This is a genomic window from Xanthomonas nasturtii (assembly GCF_001660815.1).
Taxonomy (GTDB): Bacteria; Pseudomonadota; Gammaproteobacteria; order Xanthomonadales; family Xanthomonadaceae; genus Xanthomonas; species Xanthomonas nasturtii.
In genome coordinates this window covers 61,933-80,926 of the sequence record NZ_LYMI01000078.1, presented here as the reverse complement: position 1 = coordinate 80,926, position 18,994 = coordinate 61,933, and the positions used below count along the sequence as shown (strand labels likewise).

The window sequence follows — 18,994 nt, the reverse complement described above, 5'->3', positions numbered from 1 at the left end:
GCTAGCTGCCGTTCAACTTGAAGTGGAAAAGCGTGACTGCTGTCTCACTTTAAAATAGTGGTGCGTCGCGTGTCGGGAGTCTCCCGACACGCGATGGTCGTATAACCATTTGCCTGAAACCGCTGCGGCCGTCGGAGCGGTGCGGTGGGTGCCGGCGTTGCCATGTACGTGTCGTACACAGCATTGCTTGCACATCCTCCACACCTCTCCGACGACCGCGGGCGAGGCAGGTCAGCCGTTTGAATCAGGCGGCTTCTTCGACCAGTTGCTGACCCAGCTCGGTGCTGTCCAGCAGGGTTTCGATATCCAGCAGGATCAGCATACGATCGTCCTGGGTACCGATACCGGAGATGAAACGGGTGTCGACCGCAGCGCCGAATTCGGGCGTGGGGCGGATCTGGTCGTCGTTGAGCGGGATCACGTCCGAGACGCTGTCCACCACGATGCCAACCACGCGGTCTTCGACGTTGAGCACGATCATCACGGTGAAGGCGTCGTAGCGCGCTTCTTTCAGTCGCAGCTTCAGGCGCAGGTCGATCACCGGCACGATGGTGCCGCGCAGGTTGATCACACCCTTGATGTAGTCGGGCGCGTCGGGCAGGCGGGTGACCGAGTCGTAGCCGCGGATTTCCTGCACCTTCAGGATGTCCACGCCGTAGTGTTCTTCGCCCAAGGCGAAGCTGAGGAATTCACCACCGGTGCCGGTGGCAGTGCTTTTATCGTTCATGGAAACTCCGGGCGTTGCGGCTAAATGTCAGGTTGCGGCAGGACTGCGGCAGCAGAGACGGATGCGGGTTGCTCTAGCAACATCGGCGGGGTGGGCAGCAACTTTAGGCGCCGGCCCCGCGTGGTGCGGGGGGGTTCAGAAGGCGCCGCTCTTGCGCGCGTTGCGCTGGCGGTCGACGCGGAAAATGTAGCGCTGGATGGTTTCGTCGGCGCCGCGTGGCAGGTCGCTGAATTGCATGCCGACGCGAAGGCCTTCGCTGCCGTTGGGCAGGGTCTGCTTGTACTGGCTGCACACGGTGAGCGGCAGCGTGATGGGTGCGGTGTCGGGCAGTTGCAGGGTGCAATTGCGGTAGGTGTGTTGCGGTTCGAGCAAGGGCATGCCGTCGGTGAGCGCTACCGCCAGGCCGCCGCTGCTGATGTCGATGACGCGCAGCTGCAGGTTGAGTACGCCGCCCTGTGCTTCTTCCTGACGGATGGTGCAGATGGGCGAGTCGGTGATCGGGGTTTCCAGCCGGTACGATTCGCGCCGCTGCATGTGGTACATGGCGTTAGGCAGATCGGCGCGGAAGGCGACGTGGATGTCGCGCTCCAGGCGCTCGGCCTTTTCCAGGCGGAAACGGATGTTGACCCGCTCCAGTTGGGCGTAGCACAGCAGGTACTTGGCGCCTTCGATGGCGCGGTTGGAGGCATCGCTATGGCTGCCGTCCAGGATCACGCAGTCGTCGTCTTCGTCGATTTCCAGCACGGCGGTGGGCACGGCCATGTCGCGGCCGGCCACATGCATGGTCACGATGGCGCGTTGGTCGAGCAGCTGGCGCAGCAATCCACGGATCTGCCGCTTGTTGCGCAGCAGATAGCGCTCGTCACCTTCGGCAAGGTGATCGGCGTCGTGGTCCAGCTCTGAGGTATCGCCTTGGGACATGGGCACAAGCACAGTGGAAGCGGGAAGGCGCCGGACGGGTTGTCCCGGCGTCGCCTTGATATCGGCGGCAAAGCGAAATCTTTAAGAGCGGCTGACCAGACGCATATGCCTACTGGTGCTGTGAGGGTGCCGCGCATGGCTGCTGTGCGTTTGCTGCAGGGCCCTTGCTGCGGGGCCCTTGCTGCAGGGCCCTTGCCCGCCCACCATCGCGGGACACGCCGTGAATCCGTCCATGGAGGCTCTGGCGCGGGATCCATGCCGCTCAAGGTCCCGCGACGGTGGGCGGGCAAGGACCAGTCAAGTTGGGCGGTGTGCAGAGCTTTCAATCAGGCAACTATCAGCGCTCTGATGTGGCGTCCTGGTTCTTCAAAAAACTACCAGCCAGCTATCTGGTGCGGTGAGGGCATCGCGCCCTCGACGCTGTGATTTCCCTGGCAGCAATCGTGGTTGCCGCATCAGTTATAGGCGTGGCGTGCGTTTGCCAGCAGGGTGCTCAGCCGGTCTTGCGGTTCCAGACGGAACACTGCCACCGCATCGACCAGCTGTGCGGCCTGGTCTTCCATCGAGCGCGCTGCGGCAGTGGCTTCTTCCACCAGCGCGGCGTTTTGCTGGGTGGTTTCGTCCATTTGGGTGACGGTCTGGTTGACCTGGGTGATGCCGGCGGCCTGCTCGCGCGATGCACTGGTGATTTCGCCCATGATGTCGGTGACCCGCTGCACCGAGCTCACCACTTGCTGCATGGTGCTGCCGGCTTCGGAGGCCAATGCCGCGCCGTTACCGATGCGGGTCACCGAGTCTTCGATCAGGTGCTTGATCTCTTTTGCCGCACCGGCCGAACGCTGCGCCAGCGTGCGTACTTCGCTGGCGACCACGGCAAAGCCACGGCCCTGTTCGCCGGCACGTGCCGCTTCCACGGCCGCGTTCAACGCCAGGATATTGGTCTGGAAGGCGATGCCGTCGATGACGCTGATGATCTCGGCGATCTTCTTGGACGAGGTGTCGATGTCGGCCATGGTGGTGACCACGCGGCCGACCACATCGCCGCCCTTGACCGCCACGCCGGCGGCATCCAGCACCAGGCGGTTGGCCTGGTCGGCGTTGTCGGCGTTCTGCTTGACGGTGGCGGTGAGTTCTTCCATCGAGGCAGCGGTTTCTTCCAGCGCGGCCGCTTGTTGCTCGGTGCGACGCGACAGGTCGCTGTTGCCGGTGGCGATTTCGCTGGCGGCTGAATTGATCGCCAGGGAAGAGTCCTTGATGCGGCGCACGATGCCGGCCAGCTGGTCGGCGGTGGCATTGGCGTCGTCGCGGATGGTGGCGAACACGCCTTGTAGGTCGCCGTCCATGCGCGCGGTCAGATCGCCTTGCGACAGCGACGAGAGCAACGCGGAGACGCGCGACAGGCCGTCGGCGTTGTTGTCCAGCAACGTGTTGAGTTGTTGGGCCAGCAGCAGCAGGAAGCCGTGCTTGCCCTGGATGTCGATCCGCTCGCTGAGGTCGCCGGCGGCGGCAGCCTGCACGACGTGCGCGACCTCCTGTTCCACCTGCACTTCCTGGGTGCGGTCGCTCCATTCGACCACATAGCCCATGCGCTCGCCGGTGGCAGCCAGCACCGGGCTGACCACTTCCAGCACCACGCGGCCGCCGATCTCGATCTGTGCGGTGTGCGCGCCCTTGAGCTGATCCAGCAGGCGTGCCTGATCCGGGTTGCGATGGAACTGGTCGATGCGGGTGTCGCTCAATGCGTTGGCATCGAAGCCGGGCAGGTCGTGCCGCAGCACGTCCTGCATCGCCGAGAGCATGCGCTGCAGCGGGCGATTGACGTAGATGATGCGGCGGTCGGCGTCGGCGATCATCACGTTGGTGCTGACATCGTCCAGCGCGGTGCGTACGCGCAGCGCTTCGCTGGCGATCAGATGGTCGCGTTCCAGGCGTGCGCGCAGGTCGTCGCGCATGGTGCGTGCGTTGAGCAGCAGGCGGCCGAGTTCGTCGTGCCGGTCGATCTCGATGGGGTTGTCCAGGCGGCCGGCAGCCACATCGCCGAGCACGCGTTCCACTGCCAGCAACGGGCGGGTGACCATCTTGCGCGCGGCAATGAACACCACCGCGATGCACAGCGCCAGCACCACCAGCGAGAACAGCAGCATGCTACCCATCAATGCGTCCAGCGGGCCGTCGATGGCGCTGCGTGGCTGCGCGCCAATCACCGCCCACTGCCACGGCGCGTAGCGCTGTGCGTTGACTTCGAATGCCTGGCTGCTGCCCTTGGCATCGCGCAGCTGCAGGGTGGCGCTGGGCTGCTTGCCGTCCAGCACCGCCTGCAACAGCGCCTGCTGCTCGGCCGGCACCAGCGCCGCCAACGTGGACGGGGTGCCCGGTGGGGCCGCGATGACCTGGCCCTGATGGTCGCCCGGCGCCATGTCGACGATGACGAAGTAGCCATCCTGGCCCAGTTTGGTGGCGCTGACCTGGGACTTGAGCGCGGCCAGCCCCTGGGTGTAGTTGCGCCCGACGAACAGCGCGCCGATCACTTCGCCGGCGGCGTTGCGCAGCGGCTGGTAGTGGGTCATGTACTGCTCGCCGAACAGCTGCGCCTGGCCGGTGAAGGCATTGCCTTGCGACAGTGCGGCGTAGGCCTTGCCCTTGCGATCGAGCAGGGTGCCGATGACGCGTTCGTTCTGCTTGTTGCGCAGCGAGGTGGTGATACGCACGAAGTCGTCGCCGGTGCGCGCAAAGATGGTGGCGACACCGCCGGCGGCCTGTGCAAAGCGATCCACTGCGTCGAAGTTGAGATTCAGCACCTGCTTGCCGGCGCGCAGTGACGGGGTGTTCTGCTCGCCGATGGTGACGGTGCTGGCGCTATCGAGTTCGCGCGCTCCGGTGGGGAGCATGTCGTCAAACACGCTGCCCAGGCGCTGGGTGCCTTCGGTCAGGGTGACGTCGTACATCGCAACCGACTGCTGCATCAATCGGGTACTGGAGCGCAGCTCGGCCTTGACCTGCGATTCGATGTCGCCAGCGGACTGACGGTAAATGGTCAGAGCCAGCAGGCCCAACGAGATGGCGATGACCAGGGTCAGCAGTGCGGAGAGCCGCGTGCCGACAGAGAGGCGGTTGAAGGAATGCATGAGGAATCGACCTTGCCCGGGGGAGGGCGTTACGGATGCGTGAAGTCCATAGCGGCTGACCATGCTCGAAATTCATCGTTTCTGTCGAAATCAGCACAAATCAGCCAGTGCATTCAGCCATCAGTCGGTGTAAGCGTTTCCAGTGCCTCGGCATTCATCTGTGATTTGTAAATTTCGGGTGAAATTTGAAGGTCGCCGCTTGCGACCAGGGGAGCGGAACGACCGTCAAAACGCCTGCCTGGCTGCTGGTCTCGACTTGGGAGTGGGGACGGCAGACCAAAAAAGGGCCGCTTCCCCTCGCAAGGGAAGCGGCCCATAAGATCGGCGGAGTGCGGATCGAAGGCTCTCGAAGTGTGTGGTGTTGCCTGTGGACCGTGTTACTGGGAACTGCCGTGTCGCTGCCGTGTCGCTGCCGTGTCGCTGCCGCGTTGCGCAGCGGTGCCGGCGTGTCATGCCCTCCCTGTGCCGTCTGGCCAGCGCGGCGCCTTGCAGTGAGAGGGCGCAGCACGTCCCAGGCGTGGTCAGCGGATCAGAACTCCTGCCAGTCGCCGGCAGCGGCGGCATGGGCGCCGCCATTGCTGGCGCGGGGCGAGGCGGAGGCCAGCACCGGCCGCGGTGCGCTGCGTGGCATGGCGCGTGCAGCGCCGAGCGGCGCAGTGCGTGCGGCAACCGGCAGGTGGCTCTCGATCTTGAACACGGCCACCGCTTGGGTGAGCTGCTGGGCCTGTTCTTCCATTGCACGTGCTGCAGCCGTGGCTTCTTCCACCAATGCGGCGTTCTGCTGGGTGGCTTCATCCATGTGAGTGACGGTCTGGTTGACTTGTTCGATTCCGGCCGACTGCTCCTGCGAGGCGGCGGAGATCTCGCTCATGATGTTGGTCACACGCTGCACGCTGGCAACGATCTCGGCCATGGTCTTGCCGGCCTGGTCCACCAGCTGCGAACCGTCGGCCACCCGCTGCACCGAGTCGTCGATCAGGCTCTTGATCTCCTTGGCCGCAGCCGACGAGCGCTGTGCGAGTGTGCGCACTTCCGATGCCACCACCGCAAAGCCACGGCCCTGGTCGCCGGCACGCGCCGCTTCCACGGCGGCATTCAAGGCCAGGATATTGGTCTGGAACGAGATACCGTCGATGACGCTGATGATGTCGGCAATGCGCTTGGAGGAGGTTTCGATGCCACTCATGGTGTCGACCACCTTGCTGACCACCTCGCCGCCCTGCGATGCCACGCTGGCGGCGCCGATGGCGAGCTGATTGGCCTGGCGGGCGCTTTCTGCGTTTTGCCTGACGGTGGAGGTCAGTTCTTCCATGGATGCAGCGGTTTCTTCCAGGTTGGCGGCCTGTTGTTCGGTGCGCTGCGACAGATCCTGGTTGCCGGCGGCGATTTCGCTGGCGGCGGCATTGATCGAGGTGGCCGAGTGCTGAATGTGCCCGACGATGCCGGACAACTGGGTCGCCGTGGCGTTGGCGTCGTCGCGCATCTGTGCGAACACGCCGTGGAACTCACCACTCATGCGTGCGGTGAGGTCGCCGGCAGCGATCGACTGCAACAGGCCCGAGAGCGACTGCAGGTTGCCATCGGCGGTGGCCATCAAGGTGTTGAGGCTTTCCACCATCAAGCGGAAGTCGTATTGAAAGCGCTCGGTATCGCCCCGGGCGCTGAAATCGCCATTGGCCGCCGACTGGGCCAGGTGCTTGATCTGGGTATTCATCGCACCGAGATTGACCTTGACCTGGGCCATGGTCTCGCTGAGCACCGCCTTTTCGCCTGGCAGCTTTTCCATGTCTTCGCTGAGGTCGCCGATGGCGTAGCGGCCCATGATCTGTGCCAGCTTCATCTTCACTGCAATATGCGACGCCACCAGGTTGTTGGTGTCGCCGGCCATGCGGCCATACTCGCCCGGGAATGCCTCGGCGTCGATACGGAAGCTGATCTGGCCATCGTCGTGGCGCTTGGCCATGTCGGTCTGTGCGGCGAGCAGGTTGCGCACCTGCGATTGCATCTTGTCCATCGCCTGCAGCAGACGACCGGTTTCATCGCTGGCCTCGCTGTGCACTGCGTTATCGAGCTTGCCATCGGCAATGGCCTCGGCAGCGCGGGTGGCGCGGTTCAGCGGGCCGGTGAGGCTGCGGGTGATCGTCCAGGCCAGTAGTGCGCTCAGCAGCACCACGGCCAGGCCGCCGCCGATCAGCATGCTGCGGCCACGCGCCATCGAGACATTGGCCTGGTCGTAGGCCAGCTGGCTGCTCTTGCGCTGCGCATCCGAGTAGGTGCGGATCGCATCCTGCCAGCGCTGGGTGGCTGGTGCTGCGCGTTCGAGCAGGATGGGCATGGCCTGGTCGACCTTGCCGGCCGTGCCCAGTTCGCGCACCTGCTGGTTATGCGCCAGCGCCTGCTCGCGGGTTGAATCCAGCGCGTTGCGCAATTGCTGGTCGTGCGCGTCGGCGGGAAACGCGTAGAGCTTCTCGCGCAGGTCCTTGTAGCGGGTGCGCTGCGTGTCGATCACTTCGCCAAACTGGCGATTCTGCTCGGGCGTGGTCGGCAGCACGATGTTGCGCAGGTTCAACGAGATTGTGGCATTGGCGTCCAGCATGTCGGTGGCGTACTGGATCATCGCCATATTGCGTTTGACGATGGTGTCCAGGCGATCGCGCGCCTGACCAAGCGTGTACAGGCCGGCGGCCACCAGCGCGCAGGACAGCAGGATCAGGATGCCGAATGCCAGCGAGAGGCGTTTGCCGACGTTGAAGCGATGCAGAAAAGAAGTCATGGAATGGCCTGAGCAATGGGTGGGCGAAGCAGCAGGAGCTGCACACGTACGCTGGAGCGCTGCGGGGAACTGCTGCCTTGCGTGATCCAGTAACGGCCGGGTCGTGAGAGCATTGATGTGCGCGGTTTGAGCGGTTAAATCCACGGATCAGCTACGTGATGGCCATGTGTAGACCACGTAGGGAATTGGTGGTCGGCTGTCGGGAGAGACCCTTGATGCCCTGTCGGAATTTGTCTTTCCAGGCCAAAACACTGCTCTGATCGCAGCTGGATGTGAAGAAGGATTTCACGCAGGTATGTGCTGTCCCGGATGCCCGGATGCCCGGATGGTTTGGCACGCGCGCGATGCGGCTGCGCCGAGATGGGCTGTTCGGCATAGAGCGTTGCGTTCCGCCGCAGCGCATCGACAGCGCAGACAGCCATCCCATGAAGGAGAGATCGTGCGCGGCGTTCTCCGTAAACGCGCACGGCCGACCTGGGAGTGCCGGGCCGGCCGTTTGGGGAGAACAAGACCGAAGCCGTTGCTCCGGTGGCACTGGCTCAGAATTCGCGCCAATCCTCGCTGCCTGTGGTGGCGAGGGCGGGCGCTGGCGCTCGCCCGCTGCTGCGCAGATGCCGCAGATGTGACGGCGCTGCAGGTTTGACGGTTTGGCGGGTGATGAGGCGTGCAGCGTGGGTGTCGTCGTCCAGCTTGAACACGGCCACCGCTTCGGTGAGCTGCTGGGCCTGTTCTTCCATTGCGCGTGCTGCGGCGGTGGCTTCTTCCACCAATGCGGCGTTTTGTTGGGTGGCCTCATCCATCTGGGTGACGGTGAGATTGACCTGCTCGATGCCGGCAGATTGTTCCTGCGAGGCGGCGGAAATCTCGCTCATGATGTCGGTGACGCGCTGCACCGAGGAGACGATTTCAGCCATGGTGCGGCCTGCATGGTCTACCAGCTGCGAGCCGTCGGCCACGCGCTGCACCGAGTCGCCGATCAGGTCCTTGATCTCCTTGGCGGCGGCAGACGAACGCTGTGCCAGCGTGCGTACTTCCGAGGCCACCACCGCAAAGCCGCGGCCTTGTTCGCCGGCACGCGCGGATTCCACAGCGGCGTTCAAGGCCAGGATATTGGTCTGGAAGGCGATGCCGTCGATGACGCTGATGATGTCTGCAATTTTCTTCGAGGACGCCTGGATGCCGGCCATGGTGTCGACCACCTTGCCGACCACTTCGCCGCCTTGCGAAGCCACGCTGGCCGCGCCGATGGCCAGCTGATTGGCCTGCCGTGCGCCCTCGGCATTCTGCTTGACGGTGGAGGTGAGCTCTTCCATCGAGGCGGCAGTCTCCTCCAGGTTGGCGGCCTGTTGTTCGGTGCGCTGCGACAGGTCGTTGTTGCCGGCGGCAATTTCGGTGGCAGCCGTATTGATCGAGACTGCCGAGGTTTGAATGCGCCCGACGATGCCGGCCAGCTGGCTGGCGGTGGCGTTGGCGTCGTTGCGCATCTGTGCAAACACGCCTTTGAAATCGCCGTCCATGCGTGCGGTCAGATCGCCCGCTGCAATGGCCTGCAACATGCCCGACAGCGATTGCAGGCTGCCATCGGCAGTGGCCATCAAGGTGTTGAGGCTTTCGACCATGATGCGGAAGTCGTACTGGAACTGCGCCGCATCGCCGCGTGCGCTGAAGTCGCCAGCCGCTGCGGCCTGGGCCAGCTGCTTGATCTGCTGATTCATCGCTGCCAGATTGCGTTTGACCTGCGCCATGGTCTCGGTGAGTTTGGCTTGTTCGCCGGGCAGGGCGTCCATGTCCTCGCTGAGGTCGCCAATCGCATAGCGGCCCATGATCTGCGCCAGGCGCGCAGTGACCTGGATGTGGCTGTCGACCAGCGCGTTGGTGTCGCCGGCCATGCGGCCGTAATCGCCCGGGAAAGCGCCGGCATCCATGCGGAAGCTCACCTTGCCGGCATCGTGGTGCTTGGTCATGTCCAGCTGGGCGGTGATCAGGTTGCGCACCTGCGACTGCATCTTGTCCATGGCCTGCAGCAGGCGACCGGTTTCGTCGCTGGCCTCGCTATGCACGGCGTTATCGAGCTTGCCCTCGGCAATCGCTTCGGCGGCGCGGGTGGCACGGCTCAGCGGCCGGGTGAGGCTGCGGGTGATCAGCAAGCCCAAGGTGCCGCTCAACAGCACCACCAGCAGCGAACCGCCGACCAGCAACTTGCGCGAATCGGCCATCGACTGCAGCGCCAGCTCTGCCGCTTCGGCAGCGAGCTTGTCCTGCAGTGTGATGTTCTCGCCGATCTTGTCCTGCCACTGCTGCAGCGCGGGCGCTGCCTGGGTGAGCAGCAGCGGCAATGCCTCGTCGCTGCGGCCTGACGTCACCAGGTCGATGACCTTGTTGTTCAAATCGCGCACTTGCGGAGTGAGGCGGTCGATCTCTTCGCGGATGTCCTGGCCCTGCGACGAAGACGGCATGGCATAGAGCGCGTCGCGTGCCTTGGCATAGTCGACGCGCGCCTGCTTGATGGATGCGACGAATTTCAGGTTGTCTTCGTTGCTGGTTGGCAGCACGACATTGCGCAACTCCGAGGCGATGACGTAATTGGCATTCATCATGTCGTTGGAGAGGCGGATCTTGGTCATGTTCTGACGTACAAGATCCTCGACCAGTGCGCGTGCCGAACTCAGCCCGCGATAGCCGATGATGGCGATGAAGCCGGAGAGCAGGATCAGCACGGTGAAGGCGGCAGCCAATCGCGGCCCGACGTTGAAACGCAGCAAAAGAGAGGTCATGGAATCGCTCGACTCGAAACGGTGGGAGGCGGTTACGCCGACAGGCCAGCCAGGCGCGCTGCGCTCGTGTCGCCTGTCGGCACGCCCACTGATAACGGCGCTGGTTGCGATCAATTAAGTCGGCTCGGCCTGCTTGGTAAAGCCGGGTCTCAGGCAGATGATGGCCGCGTGTGGATGGCTGGTGCATATCCGGTGCCACTGTGCGCAATTCTGCGATCCAGCCGTTGAAATACGTGATTTTTTGTAAATTGGCGTGCTGCGGAAAGTTGCGAGCGTTTGTTGCATTTCACGTGCGCCGCACAGCTCACACGCATACAACGCTGGCCCGATGCCGCGGTGAGACAGCCTTGCAGTGGTGAAACCTATCTGGCGGCAGATGTGGCCGCCGACCGAGGGCAGGCGACGTTTCACCTGCGCCTGCCATCGGACGGCGGAGGCCGGTGATGCGTGTGACAGATACTCTCGTGCACGCTTTTGTTTCGTATCCCATCTGCACCTAGGGACGATGACGTGTAGCGCCAGATGCGGATTCCACCACCGATTTGGCACCGCACGTTGCGTTGTGCATCGACACGACGGCCGTGCGCGACGGCCTGTCGTGCTTTCAACGCTTGAGCTGCGCTTAGAACTCCTGCCAATCGCCCAGATCGGCGGCCGCTGTGGTGGTGCCCGCAGCGCTGCGACGCAGCGAGACGGCTGCCGAGGTAGCGCGTGCCGCCGGACGCGGCGCGAAGCGGGCATTGGCCGTTGCACTGGCAATGGCCGACAACTGACGCGCTACCGGTGCGTGTGCGGCCACCTTGAACACTGCCACGGCTTCGGTGAGTTGCTGCGCCTGTTCTTCCATCGCACGGGCGGCGGCGGTGGCTTCTTCAACCAGTGCGGCGTTTTGCTGGGTGGTTTCGTCCATCTGGGTCACGGTCTGGTTGACCTGTTCGATGCCGGCATATTGCTCCTGCGAGGCGGAAGAAATCTCGCCCATGATGTTGGTGACGCGCTGCACGCTGGCGACGATCTCGGCCATGGTGGTGCCGGCCTGGTCGACCAGGGTGGCCCCCTGGGTAACCTTGCTGACCGAGTCGTCGATCAGGTGCTTGATCTCTTTGGCAGCACTGGCCGACCGCTGCGCCAGGGTGCGCACTTCCGAGGCGACCACGGCGAATCCGCGGCCTTGTTCGCCGGCACGGGCCGCTTCCACCGCAGCATTCAACGCAAGGATATTGGTCTGGAAGGCGATGCCGTCGATGACGCTGATGATCTCGGCAATCTTCTTCGACGAGCCCTGGATGTCGGCCATGGTGGTGACCACATTTGCCACCACAGCGCCGCCTTGCGAAGCCACTGCCGCGGCGCCGATGGCGAGCTGGTTGGCCTGGCTTGCATGTTCGGCATTCTGCTTGACGGTGGAGGTGAGCTCTTCCATCGAGGCGGCGGTTTCTTCGAGATTGGCGGCCTGTTGTTCGGTGCGCTGCGACAGATCCTGATTACCGGTGGCGATTTCGCCGGAGGCCAGGCCGATCGCGCCGGCGGCTTCCTGGATCCGGCCCACGATGTTGGCGAGCTGCTCAGCAGTGGCATTGGCGTCGTCGCGCATCTGGGCAAACACGCCCTGATACTGGCCGGTCATGCGTGCGGTGAGGTCGCCGGCGGCGATCGACTGCAGCAAGCCGGACAACGACTGCAGGTTGCCGTCGGCAGTGGCCATCAGGTGGTTGAGGCTTTCCACCATGATGCGGAAATCGAACTGGAACTGCTCGGCATTGCCACGCGCGGTGAAGTCGCCGTTGGCTGCGGCCTGGGCAAGGTGCTTGATCTCGTGATTCATCGTGGACAGGTTGTGCTTGACCTGGTTCATCGCCGTGGTGATCGCGGCTTTTTCGCCTGGCAATTGCGGCATGTCTTCGCTCAGATCACCGATGGCGTAACGCTCCACCAGGTGGATGGTCTGCATCTCGACCTTGATGTGCGCGGCAACCAGCTCGTTGGTGTCTTCGGCCATGCGACCGAAGTCGCCGGGGAACCCAGCGGCATCCATGCGGAAGCTGATCTGGCCTGCATCGTGGCGCTTGGCCATGTCCAGCTGCGCGCTGATCAGGTTGCGTACCTGGTCCTGCATCTTGTCCATCGCCTGCAGCAGGCGGCCGGTTTCGTCGTTGCTGGTGGTGCGCACGTCGTTGTCGAGATTGCCGCTGGCAATGGCTTCGGCGGCACGGGTGGCCTGCGACAGCGGGCGCACCAGGCTGCGGGTGATGGCCCAACCCAGCAGGCCACTGATGAACACAACCGCCAGGCCGCCACTGATCAACATCACGCGGCCGCGTGCCATCGCCGTGGTGGCTACATCGTTGGCTTCCTGCGCGCGCTGGCTCTGCAGCGCCTTGTATTCCAGCAGCGCACCCTGCCACACCTGCGTGGCCGGCGCCGCACGCTGCAGCAGCAATGGCAGTGCCTCATCGGCTTTGCCTGCAAGCCCTAGATCGATGACCTGGCGGTTGAGCGCACTGGCGATCTTGTTGTTCTGATCGATCTTGTCGCGCATGGCCTGCCCTGTCTGTGTCGCCGGGAAGACGTAAAGCTGCTCGCGCGCTTTGTCGTAGATGCTGCGCTGTTCTTCGATGAAGGTGGCGAAGCGACGATTCTCTTCAGCGGTGGTCGGCAGCACGAGATTGCGTAGCTGCAAGGCGATCACCGAGACGGCGTCATTCATCTCTTGCAGATGCTGGACGATGACCATGTTGCGATTGGTGAGCGTATCCAGGCTCTGACGCGCTTGCGCTAGCGTGTAAAGACCGGCAGCCACCAGTGCGCACGACAGCAGGATCAGCGTGCCGAACGCGAAGGTCAGGCGCTTGCCGACATTGTACCGTTGAAGAAGAGCGATCATGTTGAGTCTCGGAGGCGATGGGCAGGAAGGGGAAATGCGCATCGGCAGGGTCGCGTAATCCATACGCCAAGCGCTGCCGGGGCGGGCATGCATCCGGCCGATCCATCGCTGCGCGTGAGTGGTTGTCACGCTGCGCTCGATTGCAAGGCAGGTCTGCATGCTTGTGTACGGTAACGGCGCGGATGGCAGTGGCTGAACTGGCCTGGCCAGCCGCGTATGGGTGGCCGTCACCAAGATGATGCTGATGTGCACGAACGACCCGAAACCCCCCTCATGGGAGCGCCATCAGCACGCGATGGTGCGGTGCCAATTCACTGCTCGATCACGGGCTGAAGCGTGACGGCAGCATGCAGGCAGGTGGTTTGCCGGGTAAGTGCACCGGCTTTGGGAAGCGAATCGGCGCGATGCCGCGTTCGCTCATGACGCATATCAGGACGCGCGGATGACGGCGCGTCCAAGGTCGGAAGGCGGCATCGCGGTTGCCGCAGTGCCCTCAGGGCAGCACCACCGGTCGTCCTGGCAGGGCAGCGACACAACTGCGGTGGTGGGGGTGTCCCATCGACAGGCGATCAGGTCGCCGGCCCCATCACCGGCCGTCTGCGGCGTGCCGCATGCGGGGCGGTCAGCGCGCCCGGCGGCCCTCAGGCTGCACGATCAAGGCGGGGCGACACCGCAACCTGCAACTGGAACACCGATACCGCATTACGTAACTGCTGCGCCTGTTCTTCCATCGCGCGGGCGGCGGCGGTGGCTTCTTCCACCAGCGCGGCGTTCTGCTGGGTGGCCTGGTCCATCTGCGCGATGGTTTGGCCCACCTGTTCGATGCCTTGCGACTGCTGCTGCGAGGCCTCGCTGATCTCGTGCATGATGGTGGTGACGTCCTGCACCGAATCGACGATGTCCTGCATGGTGCGACCGGCCTGGCCGACCAGTTGGTTGCCATGCTCGACCCGGCTGACCGAATCGTCGATCAGCTGCTTGATCTCTTTCGCCGCACCGGCCGAGCGCTGCGCCAGCGTGCGCACTTCACTGGCCACTACTGCAAAGCCGCGGCCTTGCTCGCCTGCGCGCGCGGCTTCCACTGCCGCGTTCAAGGCCAGGATGTTGGTCTGGAACGCGATGCCATCGATGACGCTGATGATGTCGGCGATCTTCTTTGACGCAGCCTGGATGCCGGCCATGGTGCCCACGACCTCACCGACCACCGCACCGCCTTGCGAGGCCACCGTGGCCGCACCGACCACCAGTTGGTTCGCACGGCGCGCATGCTCGGCGTTGTTGCGCACGGTGGCGGTGAGTTCCTCCATCGAGGCGGCGGTTTCTTCCAGGTTGGCGGCCTGTTGCTCGGTGCGCTGCGACAGATCCTGATTGCCGGTCGCAATCTCGCCGGCGGCATCGTTGATGGCATCGGTGGACTGCTGGATACGCCCGACGATGTCAGCCAGCTGGGTGACGGTGGCATTGGCGTCGTCGCGCATGCGCGCGAACACGCCGTGGAAATCGCCGTGCATGCGGGTGGTGAGATCGCCGGCCGCAATCGCCTGCAACACCGTGGAAAGCGCCTGCAGGTTGGCGTCGGCGGTGGACATCAGCTGATTCAGGCTGTCCACCATCGCGCGGAAGTCGTGCTGGAAGCGCTGCGCATCGCCGCGCACGCTGAAATCGCCGTTGGCGGCGGCCTGCGCGAGCAGCTTGATCTCGCTGTTCATCGCCGACAGGTTGGCCTTGACGGTATCCATGGTGTCGGTGAGCACGGCCTTTTCGCCGGGCAGTCGGTCCATGTCCTGGCTCAGGTCGCCGATGGCATAACGCGACATGATCTGTGCGAGTTTCATTTTCACTGCGATGTGCGAGCCGACCAGCGCGTTGGTGTCGCGCACCATGATGGCGTAGGCACCGGGAAAGCTGTCTGCCGGCATGCGGTAGCTGAGCTGGCCAGCCTCGTGCCGCTGCGCCATCTCGCTTTGCGCGCTCAGCACCCGCTGCAGTTGTTCCTGCATCCGGCGCATGGTGCCGAGCAATTGCCCGGTCTCGTCGCGGCTGGCGGCGACCACATGATCGTCCAGCTGGCCCTGCGCGATATTGGCTGCCACCGCGGCGGCGCGGCGTACATTACGGGTCAGCCGCGACAAGGTGTACCAACCCAGCGTGGCGATCAGCAGTGCCAGCAGCGACAGGCCGGCGATGGCTTCCCACATCGCGTTGCGTGCATCCACCAGGTGACGTTGGGATTGCCGCTGCAGCGCCTGCAACGAGACGTCGCTGAGCGCCTGCAGGGTCTGGCCAAGCGCATCGAGCGCGGCGTTCCATTGCGTGTCTGCCTGGGTATCGCTGCCTTCCAGCGCGGTGGCGAGGGCGGCCAGGGCCGCGCTTGCTTGGGTGGCTTCGGTCCTGGCGGCATCGGCCAGGGCCGGATCGGGCTGTTCCAGCAGGCCCATCGCCTTGTCCAGCTCATGCCGGAAACGTACATGGTTTCGCGCAAGCTGATTGAGTTGCTCGCGCAGCACGGCGCGTCTTTCGCCAGCCTGCGACGGGTCGCTGGCGGCATCCAGGCGGGTCAGCGATTCGGTGGCGTCGGGGCTGTAGATCAGCGTGGACACCACCAGATGGTAGCTCTCGATATATGGGGTGTAGACCAGCTGGCTGTCGTCGCGCAGCGCATCGAGCGCGGCGAACGCCTGTTCGCTCACGGCGGCATAGCCCTCGGCGGCCGCGCCGGCAACATGGCGCTGCTGCAGGGCAAGCAATTCTTTCTGGCTACGTTCGAAGCCGGGCATGCTGGCCGTGGTGGCGAGCAGTTGGGTGAGATCGCGCTCGGCCCGTTGCGCCGCAGCGCTGGCAGTGCTGCCGCTGCCCACATGCGCAGCGTGCAGGTCGGTGATCAGGCCCAGCACCTGCCCAAGCGGTGCATAGCTGCGCAACTCGTTGCTGCTGATGGCGACGCTTTCATTGAGCTTGCCGCTGTAAAGCAGCACCGGGATCACCAGGCCAGCCAATGCAAGCACGCCGATCACACCGAGTTTTTTGACAATGGCCACATCGTCCCAGCGGCTGGTCCAGCGACGCAGGGAGGATGAAGCGGTGTGCTGCAACAGCGCAGGAGCAATGGTCATCGGTGCCTCTCATAAGCGTACGCAGGCTATCGGCCGATAACTGTTATGCCTTGAGCCGGTCGGCATCGCTGCCGACCGAAACCGTTCAGGCAGTTTAGTTCGCTTAGAACTCCTGCCAGCTGGTGTCGTTGCTGGGCGCGGTGACCACCGCGCGCAGTTGGGCGGCTGCGGTGCGGCCGGCTGCTGGCACCTTGGCCTTGAGCGCTGAACTCACCACCGGTCGCGAGGGCGTGGCGCGCACGGTCGGAGCTGCGTAGGCCGCATCGATCTTGAATACGGCCACCGCCTCGGTCAGGCCCACGGCCTGTTCTTCCAGCGAGCGTGCGGCGGCGGTAGCTTCTTCCACCAGCGCGGCGTTCTGCTGGGTGGTTTCATCCATGCTGGTCACGGTCTGGTTGACTTGCTCGATGCCGGCCGACTGTTCCTGCGAGGCCGCGGAGATCTCGCCCATGATGTCGGTGACGCGTTGGACGCTGGAGACGATCTCGCCCATGGTCTTGCCGGCGCTGTGCACCAGCACCGAGCCGTCGGCCACGCGCTGTACGGAGTCGTCGATCAGGCTCTTGATCTCCTTGGCCGCAGCCGACGAGCGCTGGGCGAGTGTGCGCACTTCCGATGCCACCACCGCAAATCCGCGGCCTTGTTCGCCTGCGCGTGCGGCTTCCACCGCAGCGTTCAAGGCCAGGATATTGGTCTGGAACGAGATGCCGTCGATGACGGAGATGATGTCGGCGATCTTCTTGGACGAGGCCTCGATCCCGCTCATGGTCTCGACCACCTTGCTGACGATCTCGCCGCCCTGCGACGCGACGCCGGCCGCGCCGATGGCGAGCTGGTTGGCCTGGCGTGCGCTTTCGGCGTTTTGCTTGACGGTGGATGTGAGTTCTTCCATGGATGCAGCGGTTTCTTCCAGGTTGGCGGCCTGTTGTTCTGTGCGCTGCGACAGATCCTGGTTGCCGGCGGCGATTTCGCTGGCGGCACCCTTGATGGACGTCGCCGAGGCCTTGATGCCACTGACGATTACGGCCAGCTGCGTGGCAGTGGCATTGGCATCGTCGCGCATCTGTGCAAACACGCCGCGGAAGTCACCACTCATGCGCGCGGTGAGGTCGCCGGCGGCGATGGACTGCAACAGCCCGGACAGCGATTGCAGATTACCGTCGGCGGTGGACATCAGCGTATTGAGGCTTTCCACCATCACCCGGAAGTCGTACTGGAAGCGCTCGGCATCGCCGCGTGCGCTGAAGTCGCCGTTGGCGGCCGCTTGCGCCAGCTGCTTGATCTCGCTGTTCATCGCGCCAAGGTTGGCCTTGACCTGCGCCATGGTGTCGCTGATCACGGCCTTTTCGCCGGGGAGTCTTTCCATGTCTTCCGAGAGGTCGCCAATCGCGTAACGGCCCATGATCTGCGACATGCGCATCTTCAGTGCGATGTGCGAACCCACCAGCGTATTTGTGTCGTGCGCCATGCGGCCATAGTCGCCGGGGAATGCGGCCGCATCGATACGGAAGCTGATCTGGCCATCGTCGTGGCGCTTGGCCATGTCGGTCTGTGCAGCCAGCAAATTGCGTAGCTGCAGCTGCATCTTCTGCATCGCCTTGAGCAAACGCCCGGTTTCGTCGTTGGCGCGGGTCTCCACGTCGTTATCCAGGTTGCCGGCGGCAATGGATTCGGCTGTGCGGGTAGCGCGGTTCAGCGGCTGGGTGAGGCTGCGGGTGATGAGAACTGCCAGTAGGCTGCTGATCACCAGCACCGCGACACCACCGGCAATCAACATGGCCTTGCCGCGGTTCATCGCGGCGACCGCTTGCTCATAGCTTGCCTGGGTCTGCTTTTCCTGCAATGCGACGTTTTCGTCGATCCTGGCCTGCCAGGCGGTCATGGCAGGGCGGGCTTTTTCGACCATCAGCTTTTGTGCTTCGTCGTTCTTGTTTTGCATGGCAAGCGCCATGACCTGGTCGTTAAGGTCTCGGGCAACCTCGCGCGCCGCATCGATTTGCGCGCGCAGCTTGCGGCCGGAAGGCGTGGGTGGGAAGGCATCCAGCGCCTTGCGCTCATGCGCGTAGGCCTGGCGCTTTTGCTTGACCGTCTCCAACGCCTGATCGTTCAGTTCCTGGCTGGTCACCATGGACAGCGTGCCCATGGCGATGAAAATATCGGAGTTGGCCGCGCGCATATTGTTGCTGAGCCGAATCTTGACCAAACGGTCTTTGACGATGGAGTCCAGCTGCGCACGCGCTTCGGCCATCGTTCCCAGGCCTGCGGCGACCAGCAGGCCGGACAGCAGGATCAAAATGCTGAAGGCCGCGCCAAGGCGGCGGCCCACGTTGTAGCGTTGCAAGAATGTGTTCATGGCTGGTTTCCAGACGTCGTGGCGAGTGTTGCTGCGCGTGTGACGTAAGGCATGACTTCATGATCATACCGACGCCGCTCTCTGGGATAACGGCTGGGCTATGCAGGAATGAACGTTTGTGATGCGCAAAATATATAACTGCGGTCACAGAGGTGAATATTCAGGACATTTTTTGTCCATACGGTGCTGCAGGAATGGTTTGAACGGTGTCAGCGCAGATGCCTGGTACGCCATGAAGACAGGCTCAACCACTGCGGCACATGGATCCTGAAAATGTCCGCACAATGACTTGTCGTTGTCCGGTGTGTCGTGCTCAGATGACGC

8 protein-coding genes are annotated in these 18,994 nt (G+C 63.8%); all 8 read right to left on the bottom strand.

Going from position 1 to position 18,994, the window contains the following annotated elements; genetic code table 11:
- Positions 1–244 precede the first annotated feature (244 nt).
- The 8 genes from A7D16_RS19795 to A7D16_RS19760 all read right to left on the bottom strand — a co-directional run bounded on the left by A7D16_RS19795 (position 245) and on the right by A7D16_RS19760 (position 18,670).
- Positions 245–727 carry a chemotaxis protein CheW gene (locus tag A7D16_RS19795; RefSeq protein WP_002806488.1) on the bottom strand — a complete coding sequence of 161 codons (483 nt, stop codon included), beginning with the start codon at positions 725–727 and terminating at the stop codon, positions 245–247.
- 135 nt (positions 728–862) lie between these two features.
- On the bottom strand, positions 863–1,648 hold the full coding sequence (locus A7D16_RS19790) for a flagellar brake protein (protein WP_064634932.1): 786 nt from the start codon (positions 1,646–1,648) through the stop codon (positions 863–865).
- Positions 1,649–2,103: 455 nt separating this feature from the next.
- A complete protein-coding gene (locus A7D16_RS19785) occupies positions 2,104–4,773 on the bottom strand; it encodes a methyl-accepting chemotaxis protein (RefSeq protein ID WP_064634931.1) in 2,670 nt (889 codons plus the stop codon).
- A gap of 529 nt (positions 4,774–5,302) precedes the next feature.
- A complete protein-coding gene (locus A7D16_RS19780) occupies positions 5,303–7,546 on the bottom strand; it encodes a methyl-accepting chemotaxis protein (RefSeq protein WP_064634930.1) in 2,244 nt (747 codons plus the stop codon).
- Between the two features lie 539 nt (positions 7,547–8,085).
- Positions 8,086–10,320 (bottom strand): methyl-accepting chemotaxis protein, encoded by a 2,235-nt coding sequence (locus A7D16_RS19775; protein WP_064634929.1) that lies wholly within the window; start codon positions 10,318–10,320, stop codon positions 8,086–8,088.
- 622 nt (positions 10,321–10,942) lie between these two features.
- Positions 10,943–13,204, bottom strand: coding sequence for a methyl-accepting chemotaxis protein (locus A7D16_RS19770; RefSeq protein WP_064634928.1), 2,262 nt, complete (start codon positions 13,202–13,204; stop codon positions 10,943–10,945).
- A 641-nt stretch (positions 13,205–13,845) separates the two neighbouring features.
- Positions 13,846–16,317 (bottom strand): methyl-accepting chemotaxis protein, encoded by a 2,472-nt coding sequence (locus A7D16_RS19765; protein WP_064634927.1) that lies wholly within the window; start codon positions 16,315–16,317, stop codon positions 13,846–13,848.
- 103 nt (positions 16,318–16,420) lie between these two features.
- Positions 16,421–18,670, bottom strand: a complete 2,250-nt coding sequence (locus tag A7D16_RS19760; RefSeq protein ID WP_064634926.1) for a methyl-accepting chemotaxis protein — start codon at positions 18,668–18,670, stop codon at positions 16,421–16,423.
- Positions 18,671–18,994 lie beyond the last annotated feature (324 nt).

Bases quoted from the DNA above. Each gene is read 5' to 3' on its own strand.
- A7D16_RS19795 (WP_002806488.1), bottom strand. From the start codon at position 727: ATGAACGATAAAAGCACTGCCACCGGCACCGGTGGTGAATTCCTCAGC.
- A7D16_RS19790 (WP_064634932.1), bottom strand. From the start codon at position 1,648: ATGTCCCAAGGCGATACCTCAGAGCTGGACCACGACGCCGATCACCTT.
- A7D16_RS19785 (WP_064634931.1), bottom strand. From the start codon at position 4,773: ATGCATTCCTTCAACCGCCTCTCTGTCGGCACGCGGCTCTCCGCACTG.
- A7D16_RS19780 (WP_064634930.1), bottom strand. From the start codon at position 7,546: ATGACTTCTTTTCTGCATCGCTTCAACGTCGGCAAACGCCTCTCGCTG.
- A7D16_RS19775 (WP_064634929.1), bottom strand. From the start codon at position 10,320: ATGACCTCTCTTTTGCTGCGTTTCAACGTCGGGCCGCGATTGGCTGCC.
- A7D16_RS19770 (WP_064634928.1), bottom strand. From the start codon at position 13,204: ATGATCGCTCTTCTTCAACGGTACAATGTCGGCAAGCGCCTGACCTTC.
- A7D16_RS19765 (WP_064634927.1), bottom strand. From the start codon at position 16,317: ATGACCATTGCTCCTGCGCTGTTGCAGCACACCGCTTCATCCTCCCTG.
- A7D16_RS19760 (WP_064634926.1), bottom strand. From the start codon at position 18,670: ATGAACACATTCTTGCAACGCTACAACGTGGGCCGCCGCCTTGGCGCG.